Below are 19,514 nucleotides of genomic sequence, written 5' to 3' on the forward strand. Positions count from 1 at the left end.
AATGCCAAAGATGTCTCAAGCCGCGGGCCTTCACCGCGCTTCGCTGAAGAAGCTGCACGATCTCGATGCGGCGCTGGAGCTCATGTACTACGGCTGGCGCGGCATGACGCTGGAGGCCGACGACTATCTGACAAAGCAGGGTCTGTCGCGCCCGCACCATCGCATCCTCTATGTGGTGGCGCGACAGCCCGACATCGCGATCGGCTCGCTGATCGAGACCCTCGGCATTTCCAAGCAAGCGCTGAACCGGCCGCTCAATCTCCTGCTGGAGCGCAAGCTCCTGACGTCGAAGCGGTCGTCCGAGCAGCATCGCTCCAAGCTGCTGCGCCTGACGGCCACGGGGCAGCGTATCGAGCAAACGGCGTCGGACCACGAGCGCAAGGTCATGCGCGATGCGTTCGATCGCGTCGGGACGCGAGGCGCAGTGGCCTGGATGGCCGTGATGGAAGCGATAGCCGACAACAATTGACAAGTCTCAAGTCAACATGGTTGACATGAGGTGCGCGCTTTGCCACTCTCCGGCAACGATCTGGGGGAGGGCCGCGCCATGGGCGGACAGGACAAGAGCGTACAGAAAATGGACCGCGGGGCCGCCGAACGCTTCGTCGCGGCATGGTGCGCGAGCTGGTGCCGGGTCGACATCGACGCGGTCGTCGCGCATTTTGCCGACGATGCGCAGATGCGCAGCCCTCTGGCGCTGTCGCTGACCGGCTCTCCTGTCGTCACCGGCGCCGACAACATCCGCGCCTATTGGCGCGAGGCCTATGGCCACATCGAGAGCGCAGACCTGAAGATCCTGAGCTGGAGCTGGGACGAGTTGATCGCGCGCCTGACGGTGTGGTGGCGACTCGGCGACACGCGCGCCAGCGAGTTCATGGATTTCGACGACGCGGGCCGCGTGGTCCGCAGCGAAGCTTTTTACGGAAAATAGGCATGCACCTTTCGGATTTCGTCCTCCTCCTCAACGCGCTCTGGTTCGGCGGCGCATTCATCCAGTTCAGCATTGCGCAAGCCAACACGCTGAAGATTTTGCTGCCGCGCGAAGAGCGCGGCAATCCGATCGCGCCGACCCTGGCGGCCAGCGTAGCCTTTCTGGGCGGCATCAACCTGCCGATCGGGCTTCTGTCGCTCTATCTTCTCACCGCTCGTCCGCTTTTCTTCCAGCCGGTCGAGGCGCAGCTTGTGCTGTTCCTGTTCTTTGCCGCCTGCCATTTCAGCCAGTTCGCCTACAACCTTCCGGTCCTGATGCGCGGTGGGCGCGTCGGGGTGGCTTACTGGCCCGTGCTGAAGGGCCCGATGCTCAGGATCTTCGTCATCGACGCGGCTTTGTTCGTCGCCAATCTTGGTGCGGCGCTTCTCCTCGCGTCGCACTCCTGACCGGCAGTCCTGCGGCGCAGGCTTAGCGCGACGGCGCCGATAGTGCTGATCGCAGCACCGCGGCGAGGTCTCGTCGCCGGAACGGCTTGGTCAGGACGCGGGCGTCGCCGGCCCCGTCGGGCGCCTTGACGGGATTTTGGGTGTAGCCGGAGGTGAACAGCACCTTGAGCCCCGGCCGCAGCTGGGTTGCTTGCCTGGCAAGCTCGGGCCCGAACATGCCGCCGGGCATCACGACGTCGGTGAACAGCAGGTCGATATCCCCGGAGCTGCGCAACAATTCGAGGGCTGCGGGGCCGTTCGACGCCGCGATCACGCGGTAGCCGAGCGCTTTCAGTTCGTTCTCGACATAGGCCCGAACCATGTCGTCGTCCTCGACGACGAGAATGGTCTCGCTTCCGTCGGGAGCGACGATCCGTTCGGCGGGCGACGAAGGCTCGCTTCGCGGCGTTGCAAGGCGGGGAAAGAACAGCCTGACGACGCTGCCTTGTCCGGGCTCGGACTGCATCTGCACCACGCCGCCGGACTGCCGCACAAACCCGTAGACCATGCTCAGGCCGAGCCCGGTCCCCTTGCCGACCTCCTTGGTCGTGAAGAACGGTTCGAACGCCCGGCTCGCCACCTCGGCGGTCATGCCGCTGCCAGTGTCCGTCACTGCCACCATGACATAGTCGCCGGGGCGCGGCTCGCCGTTGACGTCGAGGTCGGATTCACCGAGCGCGGCGTTGCGCACCGCGATGGTCAGCCTGCCGCCCAGCTGCATGACGTCGCGCGCGTTGAGCACGAGATTGAGCAGCGCAGTCGTCAGTTGGCCGGGATCGACGCTGGTCGGCCATACCTGCGGTTCGAGCGCGAAGCTGCATTCGATGTGCTCGCCCAAGGGACGGCGCAACAACGGCTCCATCTCGTGAACCTTCTCGCCGATGTCGATGTCTCGCGGCCTCAGAGGCTGCTTGCGCGCGAAGGCGAGCAGGCTCCGGGTCAGGTCGGAGCCGCGTTCGGCGGCGGTCGCGATGTCGCCGGCGATCCGGTGCAATTCCTTGTTCCCCGCCAGCCTGTCGGCGAGATGCTCTGAATTGCCGAGAATGATGGTCAAGAGATTGTTGAAATCATGCGCCACGCCGCCGGTGAGCTGGCCCATGGCTTCCATCTTCTGCGATTGGCTGAGCTTCTGGTTGAGGTCTGCGATGGCCGCGCGTTGCTGCTCGAGCGACTCCGCGGTGCCGTTGAGCAGGGTCATCAATCCGCCGAGCTCGCCGCGCGGATGGGGAAGAGGAATTCGCGCGCTGAGATCGCCGAGCCCAAGCCTCTTCGCCATGGTGGCGAGCCGCCCGACCTGGCGCCCGACGCTCACGGTGGCGAGGATCCATACGCCGGCCAGCAGCAGCAGCGAGGCCACCGCGAGGATCGCCATGTCCTCGTGGAGCCGGCGGTTCGCCGCCGCGACCAGTCCGTCCTTGGACCGTCCGACCAGGACGTAGAGGCCGGCGTCACGGGTCGAAGGCGAGCGGGCGACGGCCCAGACCTGCGTTCGGCCCTCGCGATCGGTCACTTCCTGAAACGCCTTCTGATCCGGAGCTGTCGCGAAGCGCAGCAGGTCGGATCCTGCAATCGACGCGCCCACGGGTTCGGCCCAGCCCGCTCCCGAGGGGGCGACGAGAACAGTCCCCTTGCCGTCGATGAGCAGCACCTCCTTCTCGCCAAGCAGCCGCTTGTGGTGGTACTCGGCGAATTTGCGCAGATTGAACGATGCGAGCAGGATCAGTTTCAGCGCGCCTGCCTCCGATCGCACCGGATATGCGATCTGGAGCACCGATATTCCGGTCAGCCGGCCGAAGACCGGCTCCAGCACGACGCCGTGCGAAACCAGGGCCTGCTTGAAATAGGCGCGATCCCTCAGATCGAGGGTGCGGTTGGTCCGCAGCGAGTCGCAGAACAGGCTGCCGTCCGGATCGATGGTCAGGATGCCGGTGAACTGAGGATATTCCTCGCGGACATCGGAGAGGAAAGCCGAGCACGCCGCCTTGTCGCGCGTGTCGAGGTCGCGCGCACGGGCCAGCCCATAGTGAAGCTGGGCGGTGCCCTGAATCTTTTCGCTCAGATCGCTTGCAATCTCGTCAGCCGACGCCGCCAGATTGGCCAGGGCGGCGTTGATTTCGCTGGTCCTGTTCTGCATGAAACGCAGCCCGACGAGGCTTGCCGGCACCAGCATGGCCGCGATCACGAGTATCAGTAGCCGGGTACGCAAGCTCATCGGTCGGGCGGTCCATTCCGGTCATCGCGAATGCTCATTCAAAGACCCAATTTGCGGTACCACCATCCGTTCAGTCCATAGGCTCGGGGCCGAAAAAAGCCCCTGGCGTGCAAGATTTCGCGCCGTGTGCATCACGGTTGAGCCTCCTGAAGGGAGCGCCGGCGCCGGTGCGGTGGTTTTCCCCGGGCGCGCGGCGGAGGCTTCGGAATACCGTTGTCGGCGATCAACTCGCGCGTGCGCGCGCCGGAGAGAGGCGCTAACATGGAGGTCGATCCGCGTGCGACGGAGATCGCGGCGGCAGATGAGGAGGGAGCCGATGTCCATTTCGGGCAAGGTCGATCCGGTGGTGCGTCCCGTTGCGGCGACCGACATCGCCGAAGCGCTGGTCGAGGGCCTGCGTGATTTCCAGGCGCTGCCATTTTACGGTCTCTGCTTCGGTGCGCTCTACGCGGCCGGCGGCATCGTCATCATGCTGTGCCTCACCGCGTTCGGCATGGTCTATCTCGTCTATCCCCTTGCGGCCGGCTTTGCGTTGATCGGGCCGTTCGTGGCGATCGGCCTCTACGAGGTCAGCCGGCGCCGCGAGCGCGGCGAGCCGGTCTCGCCCGGCGCGATCTGGTCCGCCATACGTTCACGCAGCGAGATCGGTTGGATGGCCTTCGTCACGCTGTTCGTTTTCGTGATCTGGATGTACCAGGTGCGGCTTCTGATCGCCTTGCTGCTCGGGCTGCATGCCTCGTTCTCGAACCTCCAGGAATTCATGACGGTGGTCCTGACGACCAACGAGGGCCTGCTGTTTCTGGCGATCGGCAACGCGGTCGGCGCTGCACTGTCGCTGGTTTTGTTTGCGCTGACCGTGGTGTCGTTTCCGCTGCTGCTCGATCGTGAGGTCGATTTCGTCACGGCGATGGTGACGAGCGTGCGCGCGGTGGTGACGAGCCCGCTGCCGATGATCTCGTGGGCCGCCGTGATCGTGATGCTGCTGATCGTCTCGGCGCTGCCGTATTTTCTGGGATTGGTCGTGACGCTGCCCGTGCTGGGGCACGCGACCTGGCATCTTTATCGGCGCCTGGTGGTGCCGGTGGCGTAAGCGGGGAGCCGGACGCACCGGCCGCGTTCTATGCGCCCGTTGCCAGGCGGCGAACGCCGGATGAGGTGAGTTCGAGTTCGCCGAGGCGCCTGATCGCATAACCGAGGCCCGTCAGACGCTCGCCATGCACCTGCGGGATTTCGCGTTGCGCCTTGCCCTTGCCGACCTCGGCTAACGAGGCAAATTCATCCGCGTCGAGGGTCGCTGTGCCGTCTGTCATCAGCTGACCTCGTCGGTCCATACCTTGAAATTGAGCAGAGTGTTCGGGCCGAAGGTCTGGGTGATCGGAACGTCTGCGGCATCGCGTCCCTGCGCGATCAGCACCCGGCCGATCCGCGGCGTGTTGTTGCGCGGATCGAACATGTGCCAGCTTCCACCGATGAAGGCCTCGAACCAAGCCGCGAAATCTCCGGCCGCCCACGGCTGCGGTGTGCCGATGTCGCTGAGATAGCCGGTGCAGTAACGCGCCGGGATGTTCATGCAGCGGCAGAACGTGATCGCGAGATGGGCATAGTCGCGGCACACGCCCTTGCCTTCATCGTAAGCTTCCCGGGCTGTCTTGGTCGCCCGCGCATGCTCATGGCCGAACGTGATGCGGCGATGAACAAAATCGCAGATCGCCTGGACCCGCGCCCAGCCCGGCGGCGTCTGCTCGAACAATTTCCATGCGATATCCGTCAGGCGATCGGTCTCGCAGTAGCGACTGCCGAGCAGATAGACGAGCGTGTCGGTCGGCAGTGCTTCGACGGCGTGCTGAAACGCGTTCGGAAACGCCGGGTCAGGCAGGCCGCTGTCGCGAACGACGCCATCGGCGGCAAGGCGGAAGTTGCCGGCCGGCGCCACGATGCGGCTGCACCAATTGCCGAAGAGGTCGCGATAGGGACTGATAACCACTGAGGGGCTGGTAGTCAGCAGATCGGGCACGATGACATCGGAGGCGCGCGTGAAGTGCGTGCCCAGCACCATGATCATGGGCGTCGGTTGCGGGAACTCGTACAGCATCTCGAACCCGACGCGGAGCTTCATGCGAACGACTTTCCCTTGGCTGAGATCCTAACATGGCTACGAAGCGGTCGAACACAAGACGTCGACGGTCTTATTCGATCGAGAGTGGCATCTGCCGCGTCAAAAGCGCGGCGGGGGCGAGAAAACGATAGCTAATTGCGGCGATTGCGCGCACGGTGCGGCAATGCCGGAAAGATCGGTCGTCTCTGCGCACGCGGCGCCACGACGACATGCGCTCGACGTGAAACGGCTCATTTCCCGCACCGGCGGAGCCGACTCATCGCGACGTCTCCAGTGGTGAGTCGAACGCGGCAGGCTCATGCCGCGGATGCCTGAACAATCCCACAGCGGTTCGATATGAGATCGAACGCCAACCGAAAGCACCCGATGGAAGCTCTACCGATCCAAGCTCTCTCCCCACGGCACGTCAAGACAGATGAAGCGGTTCGGCTCGGCGTAGAGTCGGGCTGGTACGCGATCAAGGTCAGCGGGACCTTTGTCTCGGGTCCGCACGACTCGGAAGGGGATTGCCGTCGCAAGATCGACGAGATTCAGCCGCCGGTGAAGAAGAAGCGATGAGGTCGCAGATTCCAGCCGCTACGGCGTCTTGATCCCCATCGCCTTCAGTGCCGCCAGCATCTGCGTCGGCGGCGCCATCTTGATCTGCGGCGCCTTCCCCGTCTCCAGCAGGCTCTTCAGCCCCGACAGGATCGCCGGCCAGCCCGAACGCCCGCCGGAAAGGATGGCGTCGCTGAGCGGCCGGTCGTGGCCTTCGCTCATGGTGAGCCTGACCGCGTCGCCGGCCGGCTCGATGTCATAGGTCACGAGAGTCGGTCCGAGCTTCTCGATCAGCTCGGGCCAGTTGACGTTGAAGGTCACCGACAGCTTTTTCGGCGGATCGTATGCGAGCACCTCGCCGCTGATGTGCGGGGCGCCATCCGGCGTGCGGACGATGAACGCGCCGCCAAGTCGCGGCTCCACCTCCACGGCATTGCCGAAGAAATATTGGCGGCTGAACTCGGCCGAGGTCAGCGCTTCCCACACCTTCTCCGGCGTTGAAGCGATGTAGATGGTGTAGACCGTGAGCGGCTTGAATTGATCGAGGTTCATTTTGCGTCGAATCCCTTGTTGAGCGCCGTGCGCGGGATGGCGAGCACCTTGCCTCTCTCCAGGAGGCTCTTGAGCCCGGACAGGATCGCCGGCCAGCCATTGGAGACGGCCCCGAGATACTTCCCGCCTACGACGAAGCCGTCATGCAGCACGGTCAAACGCACGAGCGCGCCGAACGGTTCGATGGTGAAGACCACCCGCGAGATCGGTTCGCCGCGCAGCTCTTCGTACTTCTGGTGCTTGAAGCTGTAGGACAACCGCCGCGGTGGATCGGCTTCCAGGATTTCGCCGGAATCGGTGATCTCGCCCTCCAGCAGCAGCGCGAAGGGGGAGCCGATTTTCCAGTCCGACCTGACCTCGGCGCCGAACCAGTATTGCCGGGTGAACTCGCTCGACGTCAGCGCCTCCCAAAGCCTCTCCGGTGTGGTCTCGATGTAGGTGACATAGACGAACTCCGGCTTACTCATCGCGCTTCTCCAGCTGGCGTTTCAACTCGCTGAGCGCGGCGAGCTTGCCGCGCTCGAATTTCTTGATCCAGCGTTCGCCGATCTGATGGATCGGCACCGGGTTGAGATAGTGCAGCTTCTCGCGGCCATGCCTGATGGTCGTGACAAGATTGGCCTCCTCGAGGATGACAAGGTGCTTGGTCACGGCCTGGCGCGTCATCGCGAGGCCTTCGCAAAGCTCGTTCAGCGTCTGGCCGTTTCTGGCATGAAGCCTGTCGAGCAGCGACCGTCGTGACGCATCGGCGAGCGCTTTGAAGACCTCATCCATGGCTGCGATAATAGGCAACTAAAAGGTTGCATGTCAAGATGGCGTTTTTGGCGCACGCAATGGGTGTTGCGGATGTCGACCTGATCAGCCCGCGCTTTGCAGCGGTGACGTCTTCCGTTCCCGCCTCCGCCATGCATTAATGCTCGGAACCGCCCTCAGCGAGTCCTCCCCATGATGTCCCTGCAAGCCTATCTCGCCTTCCTCGCCGCCTGCATCGCGCTCGCGCTGCTGCCGGGTCCGATCGTCACGCTCGTCATCGCCAACGGGCTACGCCACGGCACGCGCGCGGCGCTGACCAACGTGGCCGGCGCCCAGGCCGGCCTCGCCATCGTCATCGGCATCGTTGCGGTCGGTCTGACCTCGCTGATGGCAACCATGGGCTACTGGTTCGACTGGGTACGCTTTGCCGGCGCCGCCTATCTGGTCTGGCTCGGCATCAAGCTGATCTGGACGCCGGTGGAGGGCGTCAACGTCGACGAGCCGCCGGCGCCGCCGCGCGGCGGGTTCTTCCTGCAAGGCTTCCTGGTGCTGCTGTCGAACCCGAAGGTGCTGGTGTTTTTCGGCGCCTTCATCCCGCAGTTCATGGACATGAACCGCGACCACTTCCCTCAGGTCGCGCTGCTCGGGGCCACCTTCATGGTCACCGCGGTGATGACGGACGCGCTCTACGCCATCGCCGCCGGGCGCGCGCGAAAATTCTTCTCAGCCCGCCGCACGCGGATGATGTCGCGCATCTCCGGCGGCTTCATGATCGGCGGCGGCATCTGGCTGGCGCTGACCCGGGCAAAATAACCCCTCCAAAGCCGGTCCGGCTTGAACCCTTCGCAGCGGCAATGCGTCCAATCTGACATTGCCGCCGACGAAGGAATTGCCCGTGCCCGATCTGCCATGGTTCGTCTATGCGATGCTGCTCGCACCGCTCGGGCTCATCCTGGTCGCCGCCATCGTCAAGACCTGGCAGGTGCGCGAGGCGCGAAACTGGCCGCAAACGCCCGGCAAGGTCATGACCTCGGTCGCCGAATTGCGCGACGTCAAGGTTTTCGACGACGATCGCGAGGGAGGCTCTCGCCTCGAAAGCCGCAACTTTGCGAACGTGACTTACGAATATTCGGTCGGTGGCCGCAAGCTGCGCTGCAACCGTATCTCGATCGGCGAGGACCTCGGCAATTTTCAGGTCGCCGAGAAGCTCGCGAAATATCCCGCCGGCACGATCGTCACCGTCTATTACAATCCTCGCCATCCCGATCAGGCCGTGCTCGAGCGCGACCTTCCCAAGGGGCTGTGGGGCTGCCTCGGCATCGGCACGGTGGTCGTGCTTGCCATCGTGTTCGGCTCGGCCTTCGGCCTCAACCAGACTTATGCCTATCTCGCGCACCACGTCGGACGGCCCGATCTCGCCGGCCTCGTGGTCGCCTTTGCCGCGTTCGGCCTCGTCATCGCGCTGATGGGGTATGCCGTGCACCGGCAGGCGTCGATGGCGACGCGCTGGCCGGTGGTGCCGGGCACCATCAAGCTGTCGGGGATCGAGGACTATCGCGAGGCCAGCGAACCCGGCGAGGCGCGGGGCACCGAGATGTCCGGCAAGCGGGTGACCTACACCTACCTCTATCAGAACGTCAGCTACACCAATGAATGCGCGCGCGTCGCTGCCGGTACGCCGTCGGCTTCTGATGACATGCTGCGCAAGCTGATGTCGCGCTACCAGGACGGCGCGACCGTCGAGGTTCGCGTCAATCCCGACAACCCGGCCGAGGCAACGCTCGATGCAGGCGGCGCTGGCCGCATTGCCTTTGTGCTGTGGGGCATTGCCGCGATCTTCGCCGCGCTCGCGATGTTCGTCGCGACACGGGGGAGCTAGTCGACCGGCCTCGCCGCCCGCAGCTCCACCTCGATCTCCGCAAAGATCCGCGCCAGCCGCTCGGCCCATTGCTGTTGGCCGGACTGGTCGGCGATCAGATCCTGACGGATCTCGATGCCGGTGTTGACGAGGCCGCGGGCCTCGCCGTGGACGGGGATGGTGTAGTCGGTGAGGTCGTTCACGGCATAGGGCTCGTTGTCGCCGACGACGAGATCGCCCTCGGCGCGGAGGTGCCTGAGCAGCAGCTGCGGCAGCACGGTGTCGCGATTGTAGAGTGCGCCGATGTGCCAGGGGCGCGCGACGCCGGCATAGACCGGCGTGAAGCTGTGCAGCGACACCAGCACCGTCGGTTGCTTGTCGTGCAGGCGGCGGTCGATCGCGGCCTCGATGCGACCGTGATAGGGCTCGAAGATTTCGCGGCGCCTTGCGGTGCGCTGCTGCTCCGTGATCCCTTCGTTGCCCGGGATCGCGGTTGCTTCGGAAATCAACGGGATCGAGCTCACGGCGGCCGGCGGGCGGTTGCAATCGATCACCAGCCGCGAGTAGCGCTGCGCGATCAAATGCGCATCCAGCATCTCTGCCAGCCGGTCGGCGACGCCGGCAATGCCGATGTCCCAGGCAACGTGCCGCGTCAGCTCGCTGCCTGCGACGCCGAGATCGTCGAGCGCGCGGGGCAGGATCCGTCCGTAATGATCCGAGGTCAGCAGAAAGGGCGATTGGCCGGCCGTGTTGACTTCATGGACCGGATGGGCCTCGCCCTCGCCGAGCAGTTGAGATAGCGCGCCTGTTGCGTCTGTATCCATACGGGGTTGCCTGTCGAAGCAGCACTGATCCGCTAGGCTATAAAGCATGGGGCCCCAAAGCACTATTGCGAAGACGGCTTGAATGGGCGCCCGTTCGCGGGATAACAAGCTCCATGACCTCCGATCGCCTTTTCGTCTACGGCACCCTGATGCGCGGCTTCGACCATCCGATGGCGCGGCTGCTCGCGGCGCATGCGGACTTCCTCGGGGAGGCGACCTGCCGCGGCCGGCTCGTCCTGGTGAAACACTATCCGGGATTGCTGCTGTCCGAGGCGCCGTCCGATCGCGTGCACGGCGAGCTATTTCACCTGCGCGCGGGCGACGAACTCTTGGGCGAGCTCGACATGTACGAAGCCTGCGGCGAGGGCTTTCCTGAACCGACGGAATATCTGCGCGAGCTGATCGACGTGACACTGCCGGACGGGGCCACCGAGAAAGCCTGGACCTACGTCTACAACTGGCCCGTCATTGACCTGCCCGTCATCGAGTCCGGTCGTTTCCTGGATCACTAGGCCGACAGCACTTCCTTCACCGCGCGCACATCCACCTCGCGCTCGACATAGGTCCACTCCTCGGTCCGCCTCAGCATCGCGACCAGCTCCTCGAACAGCGAGGCGTGCGTGGGGGCGAATTCGAACCAGGTCAGGAAATCGAACGGACCGCCGAGGTCGCGGCAGTGATAGAGCTGGCGGGCGATGGCGGGCAGGTAGCGCAGGCTGCTCGCGATGTGATGCGATTTGTCCTCGAAGATCCTGCGGCGCTCTTCCTGGGTGAGCTCCCACCAGGCCTGCGACTTGCGGATCGGGATCAGCGCCGCGCTGGTTGCTTCCAGTCGGCCGAGGCCGGCCTGCACGGCCACCAGCTGCTGCTTCTCGGCGCGCTCAGTGTAGCGCAAGCTGCTCGCGGCGCCGACCAGCCGCCAGGCATTGCGCGAGGGCACCAGCGGCAACGCGATGGCCTCGCTGTCGGTGACCGACAGCGCTGGCATGAAGGGCAGGGGCTCGCCCGTCACGGGCGAAATCGAGGTGACGCGCCAGCCCCCGCTCTGACCGCCTCGAAAGGTCCTGAACATGCCCTATCGAAGCGTGGAACCGGGCCGGGTTCAAGCTTTCCGTCGAAACTTTCGACCTGTGAATAGCCGGGAGAAGCCACACATGCTTCGTATTTCCGAGGGCCATCCCTATATGCCTATCCGGTTGGCCATAATGCCGACTCAGCCCAGAAATCAGCATCATGCGCTTCACGCCACAATTCCTCGACGAGCTTCGCGCCCGGCTTTCGGTGTCCGAAGTCGTGGGCAAGCGCGTCAAGCTGAAGAAGGCGGGGCGGGAGTGGAAGGGGCTGTCGCCGTTCCAGCAGGAGAAGACGCCGTCCTTCTACGTCAACGACCAGAAGGGTTTTTACCACGACTTCTCCTCCGGCAAGCACGGCGACATCATCACCTTCGTGATGGAGACCGACGGCTTGCCGTTTGCCGAAGCCGTCGAGCGGCTCGCCAGTCTGGCCGGCCTGCCGCTGCCTGCGGTGACGCCGGATGCGGCGCGGCACGAACAGCGGCGCAAGTCGCTGCATGACGTCATGGATCTTGCCGCAAAATTCTTTGCGGAGACGCTGGCCTCGCGCTTCGGTGCCAAGGCACGCGGTTATCTCGCTGACCGTGCGATCTCGCCGGGAACGCAGTTGCAGTTTCGCCTCGGCTATGCCGCGCCCGACCGCTTCGCGCTCAAGGAGCATCTCGGCCAGCTCGGAATCTCCGTCGACGACATGGTCGAGACCGGGCTGCTCGTCGCCGGCAACGACATCCCCGTGCCCTATGATCGCTTCCGCGACCGCGTGATGTTTCCGATCACGGACATGCGCGGCCGCGTCATCGCCTTCGGCGGGCGCGCGCTGGAGAAGGACGTTCCGGCCAAATATCTGAACTCGCCGGAGACGCCGCTCTTCCACAAGGGCGACAATCTCTACAATCACCAGACCGCGCGCAAAGCGACCCATGACGGCAGCGCACTTATCGTGGTCGAAGGATATGTCGACGTCATCGCCATGGTCACGGCGGGTTTTGCCGGCAGCGTGGCGCCGCTCGGCACTGCGCTCACCGAAAACCAGCTCGCACTGCTCTGGAAGATGGCGGACGAACCGATCCTCTGCTTTGACGGCGACCGCGCCGGTCAGAAGGCCGCGTATCGTGCGGCCGACCTTGCGCTTCCGTTCCTCAGCCCCGGCAAGAGCCTGCGCTTTGCGCTGCTGCCGGAAGGGCAGGACCCCGACGATCTCGTGCGCTCCGGCGGTCGAGGCGCGATGGAAGAGGTGATCGCGGCGGCGCGCCCGCTTGCCGACATGCTCTGGTCGCGCGAGCTGGAGGGCGGCAACTTTGCCACTCCCGAACGCCGCGCGGCGCTGGAGGCGCGCATCAAGGAGCTCGCGGGCGGCATCCGCGACGAGGTGGTGCGGCGCTATTATCGCCAGGATCTCGCCGAGCGGCTTCAGCGCACGTTCGCGCCGGAGAGCGGGCGCGGCGGCTTCGCCGGCCGTGGCAATTTCCGGCCCAATTCCGGGGGCCGTCAGTTCCAGCCCCGTGGCGGCGGACCAGCGAATCGATTCGGTGGCCGCGGCGCGCCGGGTCCGATCCAGATACCCGCCGGCCCCTACCAGGCGGCGAGTCCCCAGCTTGCCGCGAGCCCGATCATGCGCGGCCAGCGCAGTGCCATCTCGCGCCGGGAGGCCCTGATCCTGCAGTGCCTGATCAACCATCCCTGGCTGCTGCACGATCATCTCGAGGAAGTCGCGGCCCTGGAGCTGGCCCATCCCGAGGCCCACAAGCTACGGGCCGGCATCATCGCCGCCTTCGCCAACGACCATCACCACTCGCCGGACCCCGGCGAGCGCGCCGAGAAGATGCGCGGCGATCTCGACAAGGGTGGATTTTCTCAGGTTCTTCAAAGGGTTGAGAACGGTATCACGACCGCGGCGGTGTGGGGTGCCCGCGAGGGCGCGGCGCAGGACGACGTTCTCTCCACCTGGCACCAGCTGGTTGCCTTGCATCGGCAATACCATTCACTACTTAGAGAGTTGAAGGACGCCGAGCTGGCCTTGGGGGAGGACCCCAGCGAGGCCAATTTGGCGTGGCTGCGCGACGTCAAGGCGCGGCTGGCCGAGGTCGACGGCACCGAAGCCCTGATCGAGGGTTTTGGCGAGCTGTCGGGCCGGTTCCAGAAGAGCGTGTGATGAAAGAATCATGCGGACGGCCGCGGCCGGAACCGCTAAAAGACTCGCCAAATCCAAGGTTTGGCGGCAAAAACAGGGTTAATCGAGGCTTAACGGTCTTGTAGCACTTTGGCCACCAGGCGGCCGCAGGCAGAACAGACGCGTCAGGAATGAATCCGCGCAATCGCTGTTGGCACTACACCTGCATCCGCTGCGACAAAGAGGCTGACGAAGCGTTAGGCAATTCCGGCGAGAGAAAGTTTGGGGGTGGCGAGAGATATGCGCGCCGCCCTTTCCGTGTCGAGAGCTGCCGAAGCGAGAGCGTCGGGCAACAGGTTCAAGTGAATTCAGGCAGCGGCGAACGTCCTGCATGAAGCGCGTTTAGGAGCAATGGATGGCCACCAAGGCAAAGACGCTGCAGGCGAAGGACAAGGAAAAAGACGACAAGGCAGCGGACGCGCCGGAGAAGGACTCCCAGGACGCGCCCTCGCCCTTGCTCGACCTGTCCGACGCGGCAGTGAAGAAGATGATCAAGCAGGCCAAGAAGCGCGGCTTCGTGACCTTCGATCAGCTCAACGAAGTTTTGCCGTCCGACCAGACCTCCCCCGAGCAGATCGAGGACATCATGTCCATGCTCTCGGACATGGGCATCAACGTCACCGAAGCCGACGATAGCGAAGGCGAGGAGGACAAGGACGAGGGCGGCGAGGACGAGACCGACAACGAGCTCGTCGAGGTCACCCAGAAGGCCGTCACCGAGGTCAAGAAGAGCGAGCCGGGCGAGCGCACCGACGATCCCGTGCGGATGTATCTGCGCGAGATGGGCACCGTCGAGCTGCTGTCGCGCGAAGGCGAAATCGCGATCGCCAAGCGCATCGAGGCCGGCCGCGAGGCGATGATCGCAGGTCTGTGCGAAAGCCCGCTGACCTTCCAGGCCATCATCATCTGGCGTGACGAGCTCAACGAAGGCAAGATCTTCCTGCGCGACATCATCGATCTCGAAGCGACCTATGCCGGCCCCGACGCCAAGGCCGGCATGAACAATGCGATGATCGCCGGTCCCAACGGCGAGAACGGTGAAGCCCAGGCCGAAGGCGGACAGGCCGCTGCCACGGGTGCAGCGCCCGCGCATGTGGCGCCGCCCGCCGCGCCGCCGTCGCCGACCCCGTTCCGCGCCGCGCCCGCGCCCGGCAATGCCGGCGAAGCCGAGAAGGATCCTGCGGAGTCCGCCGCCGAAGCCGACATGGACGAGGACGACGAGTTCGAGAACCAGATGTCGCTCGCGGCGATCGAGGCCGAGCTCAAGCCGAAGGTCGTCGAGATCTTCGACAAGATCGCCGACAGCTACAAGAAGCTGCGCAAGCTGCAAGAGCAGGACATCCAGAACCAGCTCGAGAGCACCTCGCACGGGCCCTCGCTCTCGCCGCACCAGGAGCGCAAATACCGCAAGCTCAAGGACGAGATCATCGTCGAGGTGAAGTCGCTGCGCCTGAACCAGGCGCGTATCGACTCACTCGTCGAGCAGCTCTACGACATCAACAAGCGCCTCGTCTCGCATGAGGGCCGCCTGATGCGCCTCGCCGACAGCCACGGCGTTGCGCGCGAGGACTTCCTGCGCAACTACACCGGCTCTGAGCTCGATCCGCGCTGGCTCAACCGGGTCTCGAAGCTTTCGGCCAAGGGCTGGAAGAATTTCGTCCACCACGAGAAGGACCGGATCAAGGACCTCCGCCACGAGGTGCATCAGCTCGCTGCGCTGACCGGCCTCGAGATCATCGAGTTCCGCAAGATCGTGCACTCGGTGCAGAAGGGCGAGCGCGAAGCCCGTCAGGCCAAGAAGGAGATGGTGGAAGCCAACCTCCGTCTCGTGATCTCGATCGCCAAGAAATACACCAACCGCGGCCTGCAGTTCCTCGACCTGATCCAGGAAGGCAACATCGGCCTGATGAAGGCCGTTGATAAGTTCGAGTACCGCCGCGGCTACAAGTTCTCGACCTATGCGACGTGGTGGATCCGGCAGGCGATCACCCGCTCGATCGCCGACCAGGCGCGCACCATCCGCATCCCCGTGCACATGATCGAGACGATCAACAAGATCGTGCGCACCAGCCGCCAGATGCTCAACGAGATTGGCCGCGAGCCGACCCCGGAAGAGCTCGCCGAAAAGCTCGGCATGCCGCTCGAGAAGGTCCGCAAGGTTCTCAAGATCGCCAAGGAGCCGTTGTCGCTCGAAACGCCCGTTGGTGACGAAGAGGATTCACATCTCGGCGATTTCATCGAGGACAAGAACGCGATCCTCCCCATCGACGCTGCGATCCAGTCGAACCTGCGCGAGACCACCACGCGCGTGCTCGCCTCGCTCACCCCGCGCGAAGAGCGCGTGCTGCGCATGCGCTTCGGCATCGGCATGAACACCGACCACACGCTGGAAGAAGTCGGCCAGCAGTTCTCGGTGACGCGCGAGCGTATTCGTCAGATCGAGGCGAAGGCGCTGCGGAAGCTGAAGCATCCGTCGCGGTCGCGGAAGCTGCGGAGCTTCTTGGACAATTAATTCGGATAGTCATGCCCGGGCCTGACCCGGGCATCCATCCCAACGAAAACGGCGGGCCTGTGCCCGCCGTTTTTCTTTGTGCTGTCGCTTCGCGTGTCTCGCCGGCGGGCGGAGCCTATTTCTTCTTCGCGCCGACCCGTTCGAGTTCCTTGATCTCCAGCGGCGGGCGGCCGGATTTTTCGGCGATCTCGCGGTCCTGCTCCATGATGAAACCGCGCGCGGGCTCGTCGCCGTCGAGGCCGCCTAGCAGCTCGGAAGGCACGCGCCGGTTCGAGCGTTGGGAGCCGTCTTCATAGAAGACGTTGAAAAAGGCGAATTCGCCCTTGGGATTGGTTCCGGGTTTTTTGGCCATGGCGGCTTTTCGTCGATCAGGGCGCCATAGTCAAATGGCTTTGCGCATTGTCGGCGCGGCGCGCCCGGCCGCGGCGGGATCGATCGACGATGTCGGCTTGCAAGATGGAAAGCGTCGCGCGCCACGTAGGTCCGGCGCGGCCCTTCCTCGAATAAACGGCGGGCCGCGAAAGCCCGCCGTTTATTTTGGTCTTCCAGCGTCGCCCGGGGCTGGCGGGGCGACAACCTAGAATAGAAGACTATAACTCGAGCCATGCCGTGGCAAGATAAATGCGGAAGCGCTGATGTCGCAGCGAGCGCATCAGATATGCGCGATCGCGATATCCAGTTGCGATGCGGGCTGCGCATTTCAATTGGAAGGCCAAATCACTTGTTCATGTGTGCTGCTCTCGCAATGCAGCGACAGGTGCGCGCTTTGTCGAAAAGCGCATTTTCCTGCATGTCTTCCCGTCTGCGTGCACAGGTTGTGTTCCAATGCACGAGCGAGTTCCATGCGATGCGCAATTGCGCGTTGCAGATCGCGGCTTCCGCCTTCGCTCTCGGCGGAGAAGTCGCGCGCCTCGCAATGACAAGCAGGAGCTATGGCGCCACCAGTTCCACCCGCCTGTTGAGCGCGCGGCCGGTGTCGGTCGCATTGGAGCCGACCGGCGCCAGCAATCCGACACCGGCGGTGCGCAGCCTCGTCTGCGCGATGCGAAAGTTCTTCACCAGTTCGGCCGCGACCGCTTCGGCGCGGCGTTTCGACAGGTCGAGATTGTATTCATAGGCGCCCTGGCTATCGGTGTGGCCGACGATGAAGACGTTGAGTTGCGGCTGGCCGATCAGGAGCTTTGCGATCTGCTCCAGCGTCGGGCGGCTCTCCGGCTTGAGCACGGCCTTGTCGGTGTCGAAATAGATGCCGTAGAGCGCGATGTGACCGGTCTCGCCAAGACCCTTGGCCATCGCGGGGGCATCGACCATCTTGTTGGCGATGGCGCCGAGCTCGGCGACGGTGACCTGCGCGGTGATATCCTGGTTGTTCTGACTGACGATGACGCTGGAATAGGTCTCGCGCCCGCCCTCGGTCTTGCGGCCGGCAAAATAGCGATAGTTGAAGCCGTCGACCCACATCTGCGGCACCGGCAGCGTGTCGATGCTTTCCGTGAACGGAATGGCGCCGCAGGCATCGGTGTCGCACGCCAGCAACGTCTCGAAGCCGGCCTTCGCAAGCTGGGTCTCGAAATTGCGCGAAACCTCCAGGATCGAGGGGCCGGGATTGGTGCGATAGGCGATGCGGAAGACGCGGCCCTCGAGACGCCGCGCGTCGGTCGGCTGGCCGTCCTTGAAGGGCGCCGCCTGCATCCGTGCCGCGTCAAAATCCTTCATCACGTAGCCGGTGATGACGCTGCCGGCGAACCGGCCGATACCGGGATAGTCGCGGCTGCCTGCGACATCGCGCGTCTGCGCGGAAGCTGTGGTGACGGCGAGAAGGGAGAGCAGGGCGGCAAGGACGAGCGATCCGGGGCTGTTTCGCGGCGCGGGCATTGGCACTCTCTGTGGGTTGAGGAAACGGGGCGCAGACGTTAGTCGCCTGCACCACGCCGCCGGTTCTCACCGATGGCCCATTCCCTTGCCGATTGCCCGGAAAGCCGCGGCCGGTTTCAAGCCGCGGGTGCCATCCGGCTGCCTGGCTCGTGCGCCTGCGCCGCCTGCTGGCGTTCCATGATGGTCTGCCACAGCGTTGCGATGCTGGCCTGGGTCTGCAGTGCGATCAGGCAGTGGCCCTCATTGTCGAAGCCGCAAAACCGGGCCGACGGATCTTTCCGCACCTCGGTCAGCGCCTGGTTGATCATCTCCAGGCAGGTCATGACCTGACTGACGTCCTGCAGGCGGGTGTGATGCAGGATGTCCATCAGGCGGAACGTCATCACCGCGGGCTGACCGATGCTGATGCCGGGACGGCCGAGCTCGAGCAGCACGTTCACGGCGGGAAGCATGCCGCGGATGTGCTCAAGCACGCCGGCGATGTCTTCCACGCGACAGGCGACGAGATGGGCGGCCTGCGGCGGCGCGGCCGCAGGCGTCCGCGGCGCAAGGCCGAGCGAGGCGATCACCTCCTGCTCGATCCATTGCCGCACCGGTGCGGGTGCGTTGCGAATCTGCTCGGCGTTCAAGGTAATTCCGGTCATCGGCTAGTCTCCTGGGCGGCTCTGCCGTCTTACTCAATCTAGAAGGCAGGGCGTGAGACACGTTGATGCGGATCAAGCGTGCCGCTTTGACGGTCGCCGCTTTCCCGGGCATGATCGCGCGCGCTGCTTTGCACTAGGATTTGGGAGATCGCTCGACATGCTGAGATACGCTGCGGCCACCGCTTTCATCGTCTGTCTGGCCGGCGGATCGGCGCAGGCCGCGCGCTGCGGCGGCGACTTCAACAGCTTTGTCGCCAGCATGACCTCGGAAGCGCAGGCCGCCGGCGTCTCGGCGGGCGTGACCAGCGCGGCCTTCAGCGGCATCGCCCAGGACGGCGCGGTGCTCGCCTTCGACCGGCGCCAGCGCTACACCTTCAACAAGAGCTTCGAGCAGTATGTCTCGACCCGCGTCGGTCCCGGCCGCATCAATGGCGGCCGAGCGCTGCTCCAGCGTCACGCAGCCTTGCTCTCGCGCATCGAGCAGCAGTTCGGCGTGCCGCGCTATATCCTGGTCGCGATCTGGGGGCTGGAGAGCGATTTCGGCAAGGGCGACATCGGCAAGCTGCCGGTGATCCGCACGCTGGCGACGCTGGCGCATGATTGCCGCCGCACCGAGCTGTTCCAGGGCGAACTGCTCGCAGCGCTCAAGATCGTGCAGCGCGGCGACCTTCCGCTGCGCGACCTGATCGGCGCCTATGCCGGCGAGATCGGCCAGACCCAGTTCCTGCCGTCGTCCTACATCAAATACGGCGTCGATTTCGACGGCGACGGCCACGTCGATCTCCGCCACAGCGTTCCCGACGTGCTCGCCTCGACCGCGAACCTGCTCCACACCAGCGGCTTCAAGATGGGCCAGCCCTATGGCGAAGGCACCGCCAATTTCGAGGCCATGCGCGAATGGAACAGGGCAGTGATCTACCGCAAGACCATCGGCTATTTCGCCGATCGGCTGGCGGGGCAGTGAGACCACGC

General features: G+C 64.6%; 22 protein-coding genes. 11 read left to right on the plus strand and 11 right to left on the minus strand.

All coding sequences use genetic code 11. The features are described from left to right. Position 1: 1 nt before the first annotated feature. The 3 genes from OC450_RS12345 (at position 2) to OC450_RS12355 (ending at position 1,377) form a co-directional block, all read left to right on the plus strand. Positions 2-469: a MarR family winged helix-turn-helix transcriptional regulator gene (locus tag OC450_RS12345; RefSeq protein WP_211381584.1), complete on the plus strand. Its 468-nt coding sequence runs from the start codon at positions 2-4 to the stop codon at positions 467-469. A gap of 78 nt (positions 470-547) precedes the next feature. Continuing rightward, complete coding sequence (locus OC450_RS12350) at positions 548-931, plus strand: nuclear transport factor 2 family protein (RefSeq protein WP_211382402.1); 384 nt, start codon at positions 548-550, stop codon at positions 929-931. A gap of 2 nt (positions 932-933) precedes the next feature. After that, on the plus strand, positions 934-1,377 hold the full coding sequence (locus tag OC450_RS12355; RefSeq protein WP_256806986.1) for a hypothetical protein: 444 nt from the start codon (positions 934-936) through the stop codon (positions 1,375-1,377). A gap of 22 nt (positions 1,378-1,399) precedes the next feature. Here OC450_RS12355 and OC450_RS12360 read toward each other — a convergent pair whose 3' ends face one another. Next, positions 1,400-3,628 carry an ATP-binding protein gene (locus tag OC450_RS12360; protein ID WP_262047959.1) on the minus strand — a complete coding sequence of 743 codons (2,229 nt, stop codon included), beginning with the start codon at positions 3,626-3,628 and terminating at the stop codon, positions 1,400-1,402. 316 nt (positions 3,629-3,944) lie between these two features. Between OC450_RS12360 and OC450_RS12365 the strand changes: the two genes are divergently transcribed. Further along, complete coding sequence (locus OC450_RS12365; protein WP_211381587.1) at positions 3,945-4,718, plus strand: DUF2189 domain-containing protein; 774 nt, start codon at positions 3,945-3,947, stop codon at positions 4,716-4,718. Positions 4,719-4,746: 28 nt separating this feature from the next. Here OC450_RS12365 and OC450_RS12370 read toward each other — a convergent pair whose 3' ends face one another. Both OC450_RS12370 and OC450_RS12375 read right to left on the minus strand, forming a co-directional pair. Beyond that, the gene (locus OC450_RS12370; RefSeq protein WP_211381588.1) at positions 4,747-4,938 is read right to left on the minus strand and encodes a hypothetical protein; all 192 of its coding nucleotides are present in this window, start codon (positions 4,936-4,938) and stop codon (positions 4,747-4,749) included. Continuing rightward, positions 4,938-5,744, minus strand: coding sequence for a transglutaminase-like domain-containing protein (locus tag OC450_RS12375; RefSeq protein WP_211381589.1), 807 nt, complete (start codon positions 5,742-5,744; stop codon positions 4,938-4,940). Before OC450_RS12375 ends, OC450_RS12370 begins: the two co-directional genes overlap by 1 nt. 366 nt (positions 5,745-6,110) lie before the next feature. On the opposite strand from OC450_RS12375, the gene OC450_RS12380 reads away from it, so the two are divergent. Continuing rightward, complete coding sequence (locus OC450_RS12380; RefSeq protein ID WP_249128809.1) at positions 6,111-6,302, plus strand: hypothetical protein; 192 nt, start codon at positions 6,111-6,113, stop codon at positions 6,300-6,302. An 18-nt stretch (positions 6,303-6,320) separates the two neighbouring features. Here OC450_RS12380 and OC450_RS12385 read toward each other — a convergent pair whose 3' ends face one another. Genes OC450_RS12385 through OC450_RS12395 form a run of 3 tightly spaced genes read right to left on the minus strand, consistent with a single transcriptional unit; the run spans position 6,321 to position 7,607 of the window. Then, positions 6,321-6,833 carry an SRPBCC family protein gene (locus OC450_RS12385; protein WP_211381591.1) on the minus strand — a complete coding sequence of 171 codons (513 nt, stop codon included), beginning with the start codon at positions 6,831-6,833 and terminating at the stop codon, positions 6,321-6,323. After that, positions 6,830-7,300 (minus strand): SRPBCC family protein, encoded by a 471-nt coding sequence (locus OC450_RS12390; protein ID WP_262047960.1) that lies wholly within the window; start codon positions 7,298-7,300, stop codon positions 6,830-6,832. Before OC450_RS12390 ends, OC450_RS12385 begins: the two co-directional genes overlap by 4 nt. Continuing rightward, positions 7,293-7,607, minus strand: coding sequence for an ArsR/SmtB family transcription factor (locus OC450_RS12395; protein WP_084809905.1), 315 nt, complete (start codon positions 7,605-7,607; stop codon positions 7,293-7,295). Before OC450_RS12395 ends, OC450_RS12390 begins: the two co-directional genes overlap by 8 nt. 171 nt (positions 7,608-7,778) lie before the next feature. On the opposite strand from OC450_RS12395, the gene OC450_RS12400 reads away from it, so the two are divergent. After that, complete coding sequence (locus OC450_RS12400) at positions 7,779-8,399, plus strand: LysE family translocator (protein ID WP_262047961.1); 621 nt, start codon at positions 7,779-7,781, stop codon at positions 8,397-8,399. Between the two features lie 82 nt (positions 8,400-8,481). After that, on the plus strand, positions 8,482-9,465 hold the full coding sequence (locus OC450_RS12405) for a DUF3592 domain-containing protein (protein ID WP_262047962.1): 984 nt from the start codon (positions 8,482-8,484) through the stop codon (positions 9,463-9,465). Here the strand turns inward: OC450_RS12405 and OC450_RS12410 are convergent. Then, positions 9,462-10,268 carry an N-formylglutamate amidohydrolase gene (locus OC450_RS12410; protein WP_262047963.1) on the minus strand — a complete coding sequence of 269 codons (807 nt, stop codon included), beginning with the start codon at positions 10,266-10,268 and terminating at the stop codon, positions 9,462-9,464. The genes OC450_RS12405 and OC450_RS12410 overlap by 4 nt on opposite strands. Before the next feature lie 113 nt (positions 10,269-10,381). Here OC450_RS12410 and OC450_RS12415 point away from each other — a divergent pair, with 113 nt between their 5' ends. Further along, positions 10,382-10,780 (plus strand): gamma-glutamylcyclotransferase, encoded by a 399-nt coding sequence (locus OC450_RS12415; RefSeq protein ID WP_211381597.1) that lies wholly within the window; start codon positions 10,382-10,384, stop codon positions 10,778-10,780. Here OC450_RS12415 and OC450_RS12420 read toward each other — a convergent pair. Next, entirely contained in the window at positions 10,777-11,340 is a 564-nt protein-coding gene (locus OC450_RS12420) for a chlorite dismutase family protein (RefSeq protein ID WP_262047964.1), read from the minus strand. The genes OC450_RS12415 and OC450_RS12420 overlap by 4 nt on opposite strands. Before the next feature lie 161 nt (positions 11,341-11,501). Between OC450_RS12420 and dnaG the strand changes: the two genes are divergently transcribed. Both dnaG and rpoD read left to right on the plus strand, forming a co-directional pair. Then, the gene (gene dnaG / locus OC450_RS12425; protein ID WP_262047965.1) at positions 11,502-13,493 is read left to right on the plus strand and encodes a DNA primase; all 1,992 of its coding nucleotides are present in this window, start codon (positions 11,502-11,504) and stop codon (positions 13,491-13,493) included. Between the two features lie 373 nt (positions 13,494-13,866). Beyond that, positions 13,867-16,023, plus strand: coding sequence for an RNA polymerase sigma factor RpoD (rpoD, locus tag OC450_RS12430; protein WP_211381600.1), 2,157 nt, complete (start codon positions 13,867-13,869; stop codon positions 16,021-16,023). Positions 16,024-16,138: 115 nt separating this feature from the next. On the opposite strand, the gene OC450_RS12435 is transcribed toward rpoD, so the two are convergent. The 3 genes from OC450_RS12435 to OC450_RS12445 all read right to left on the minus strand — a co-directional run bounded on the left by OC450_RS12435 (position 16,139) and on the right by OC450_RS12445 (position 18,542). Further along, positions 16,139-16,375: a hypothetical protein gene (locus tag OC450_RS12435; protein WP_211381601.1), complete on the minus strand. Its 237-nt coding sequence runs from the start codon at positions 16,373-16,375 to the stop codon at positions 16,139-16,141. Between the two features lie 578 nt (positions 16,376-16,953). Beyond that, entirely contained in the window at positions 16,954-17,898 is a 945-nt protein-coding gene (locus tag OC450_RS12440; protein ID WP_262047966.1) for an OmpA family protein, read from the minus strand. Positions 17,899-18,014: 116 nt separating this feature from the next. Next, complete coding sequence (locus OC450_RS12445) at positions 18,015-18,542, minus strand: hypothetical protein (RefSeq protein WP_262047967.1); 528 nt, start codon at positions 18,540-18,542, stop codon at positions 18,015-18,017. Positions 18,543-18,699: 157 nt separating this feature from the next. On the opposite strand from OC450_RS12445, the gene OC450_RS12450 reads away from it, so the two are divergent. After that, positions 18,700-19,506, plus strand: coding sequence for a lytic murein transglycosylase (locus tag OC450_RS12450; protein ID WP_211381604.1), 807 nt, complete (start codon positions 18,700-18,702; stop codon positions 19,504-19,506). Positions 19,507-19,514: the final 8 nt, after the last annotated feature.

The organism is Bradyrhizobium sp. Bra78 (assembly GCF_024519855.1).
In the GTDB taxonomy this organism is placed as follows: domain Bacteria; phylum Pseudomonadota; class Alphaproteobacteria; order Rhizobiales; family Xanthobacteraceae; genus Bradyrhizobium; species Bradyrhizobium japonicum_G.

Coding starts and splice junctions, on each gene's coding strand:
- OC450_RS12345 (WP_211381584.1), top strand. CDS start 2: ATGCCAAAGATGTCTCAAGCCGCGGGCCTTCACCGCGCTTCGCTGAAG.
- OC450_RS12350 (WP_211382402.1), top strand. CDS start 548: ATGGGCGGACAGGACAAGAGCGTACAGAAAATGGACCGCGGGGCCGCC.
- OC450_RS12355 (WP_256806986.1), top strand. CDS start 934: ATGCACCTTTCGGATTTCGTCCTCCTCCTCAACGCGCTCTGGTTCGGC.
- OC450_RS12360 (WP_262047959.1), bottom strand. CDS start 3,628: ATGAGCTTGCGTACCCGGCTACTGATACTCGTGATCGCGGCCATGCTG.
- OC450_RS12365 (WP_211381587.1), top strand. CDS start 3,945: ATGTCCATTTCGGGCAAGGTCGATCCGGTGGTGCGTCCCGTTGCGGCG.
- OC450_RS12370 (WP_211381588.1), bottom strand. CDS start 4,938: ATGACAGACGGCACAGCGACCCTCGACGCGGATGAATTTGCCTCGTTA.
- OC450_RS12375 (WP_211381589.1), bottom strand. CDS start 5,744: ATGAAGCTCCGCGTCGGGTTCGAGATGCTGTACGAGTTCCCGCAACCG.
- OC450_RS12380 (WP_249128809.1), top strand. CDS start 6,111: ATGGAAGCTCTACCGATCCAAGCTCTCTCCCCACGGCACGTCAAGACA.
- OC450_RS12385 (WP_211381591.1), bottom strand. CDS start 6,833: ATGAACCTCGATCAATTCAAGCCGCTCACGGTCTACACCATCTACATC.
- OC450_RS12390 (WP_262047960.1), bottom strand. CDS start 7,300: ATGAGTAAGCCGGAGTTCGTCTATGTCACCTACATCGAGACCACACCG.
- OC450_RS12395 (WP_084809905.1), bottom strand. CDS start 7,607: ATGGATGAGGTCTTCAAAGCGCTCGCCGATGCGTCACGACGGTCGCTG.
- OC450_RS12400 (WP_262047961.1), top strand. CDS start 7,779: ATGATGTCCCTGCAAGCCTATCTCGCCTTCCTCGCCGCCTGCATCGCG.
- OC450_RS12410 (WP_262047963.1), bottom strand. CDS start 10,268: ATGGATACAGACGCAACAGGCGCGCTATCTCAACTGCTCGGCGAGGGC.
- OC450_RS12415 (WP_211381597.1), top strand. CDS start 10,382: ATGACCTCCGATCGCCTTTTCGTCTACGGCACCCTGATGCGCGGCTTC.
- OC450_RS12420 (WP_262047964.1), bottom strand. CDS start 11,340: ATGTTCAGGACCTTTCGAGGCGGTCAGAGCGGGGGCTGGCGCGTCACC.
- dnaG (WP_262047965.1), top strand. CDS start 11,502: ATGCGCTTCACGCCACAATTCCTCGACGAGCTTCGCGCCCGGCTTTCG.
- rpoD (WP_211381600.1), top strand. CDS start 13,867: ATGGCCACCAAGGCAAAGACGCTGCAGGCGAAGGACAAGGAAAAAGAC.
- OC450_RS12435 (WP_211381601.1), bottom strand. CDS start 16,375: ATGGCCAAAAAACCCGGAACCAATCCCAAGGGCGAATTCGCCTTTTTC.
- OC450_RS12440 (WP_262047966.1), bottom strand. CDS start 17,898: ATGCCCGCGCCGCGAAACAGCCCCGGATCGCTCGTCCTTGCCGCCCTG.
- OC450_RS12445 (WP_262047967.1), bottom strand. CDS start 18,542: ATGACCGGAATTACCTTGAACGCCGAGCAGATTCGCAACGCACCCGCA.
- OC450_RS12450 (WP_211381604.1), top strand. CDS start 18,700: ATGCTGAGATACGCTGCGGCCACCGCTTTCATCGTCTGTCTGGCCGGC.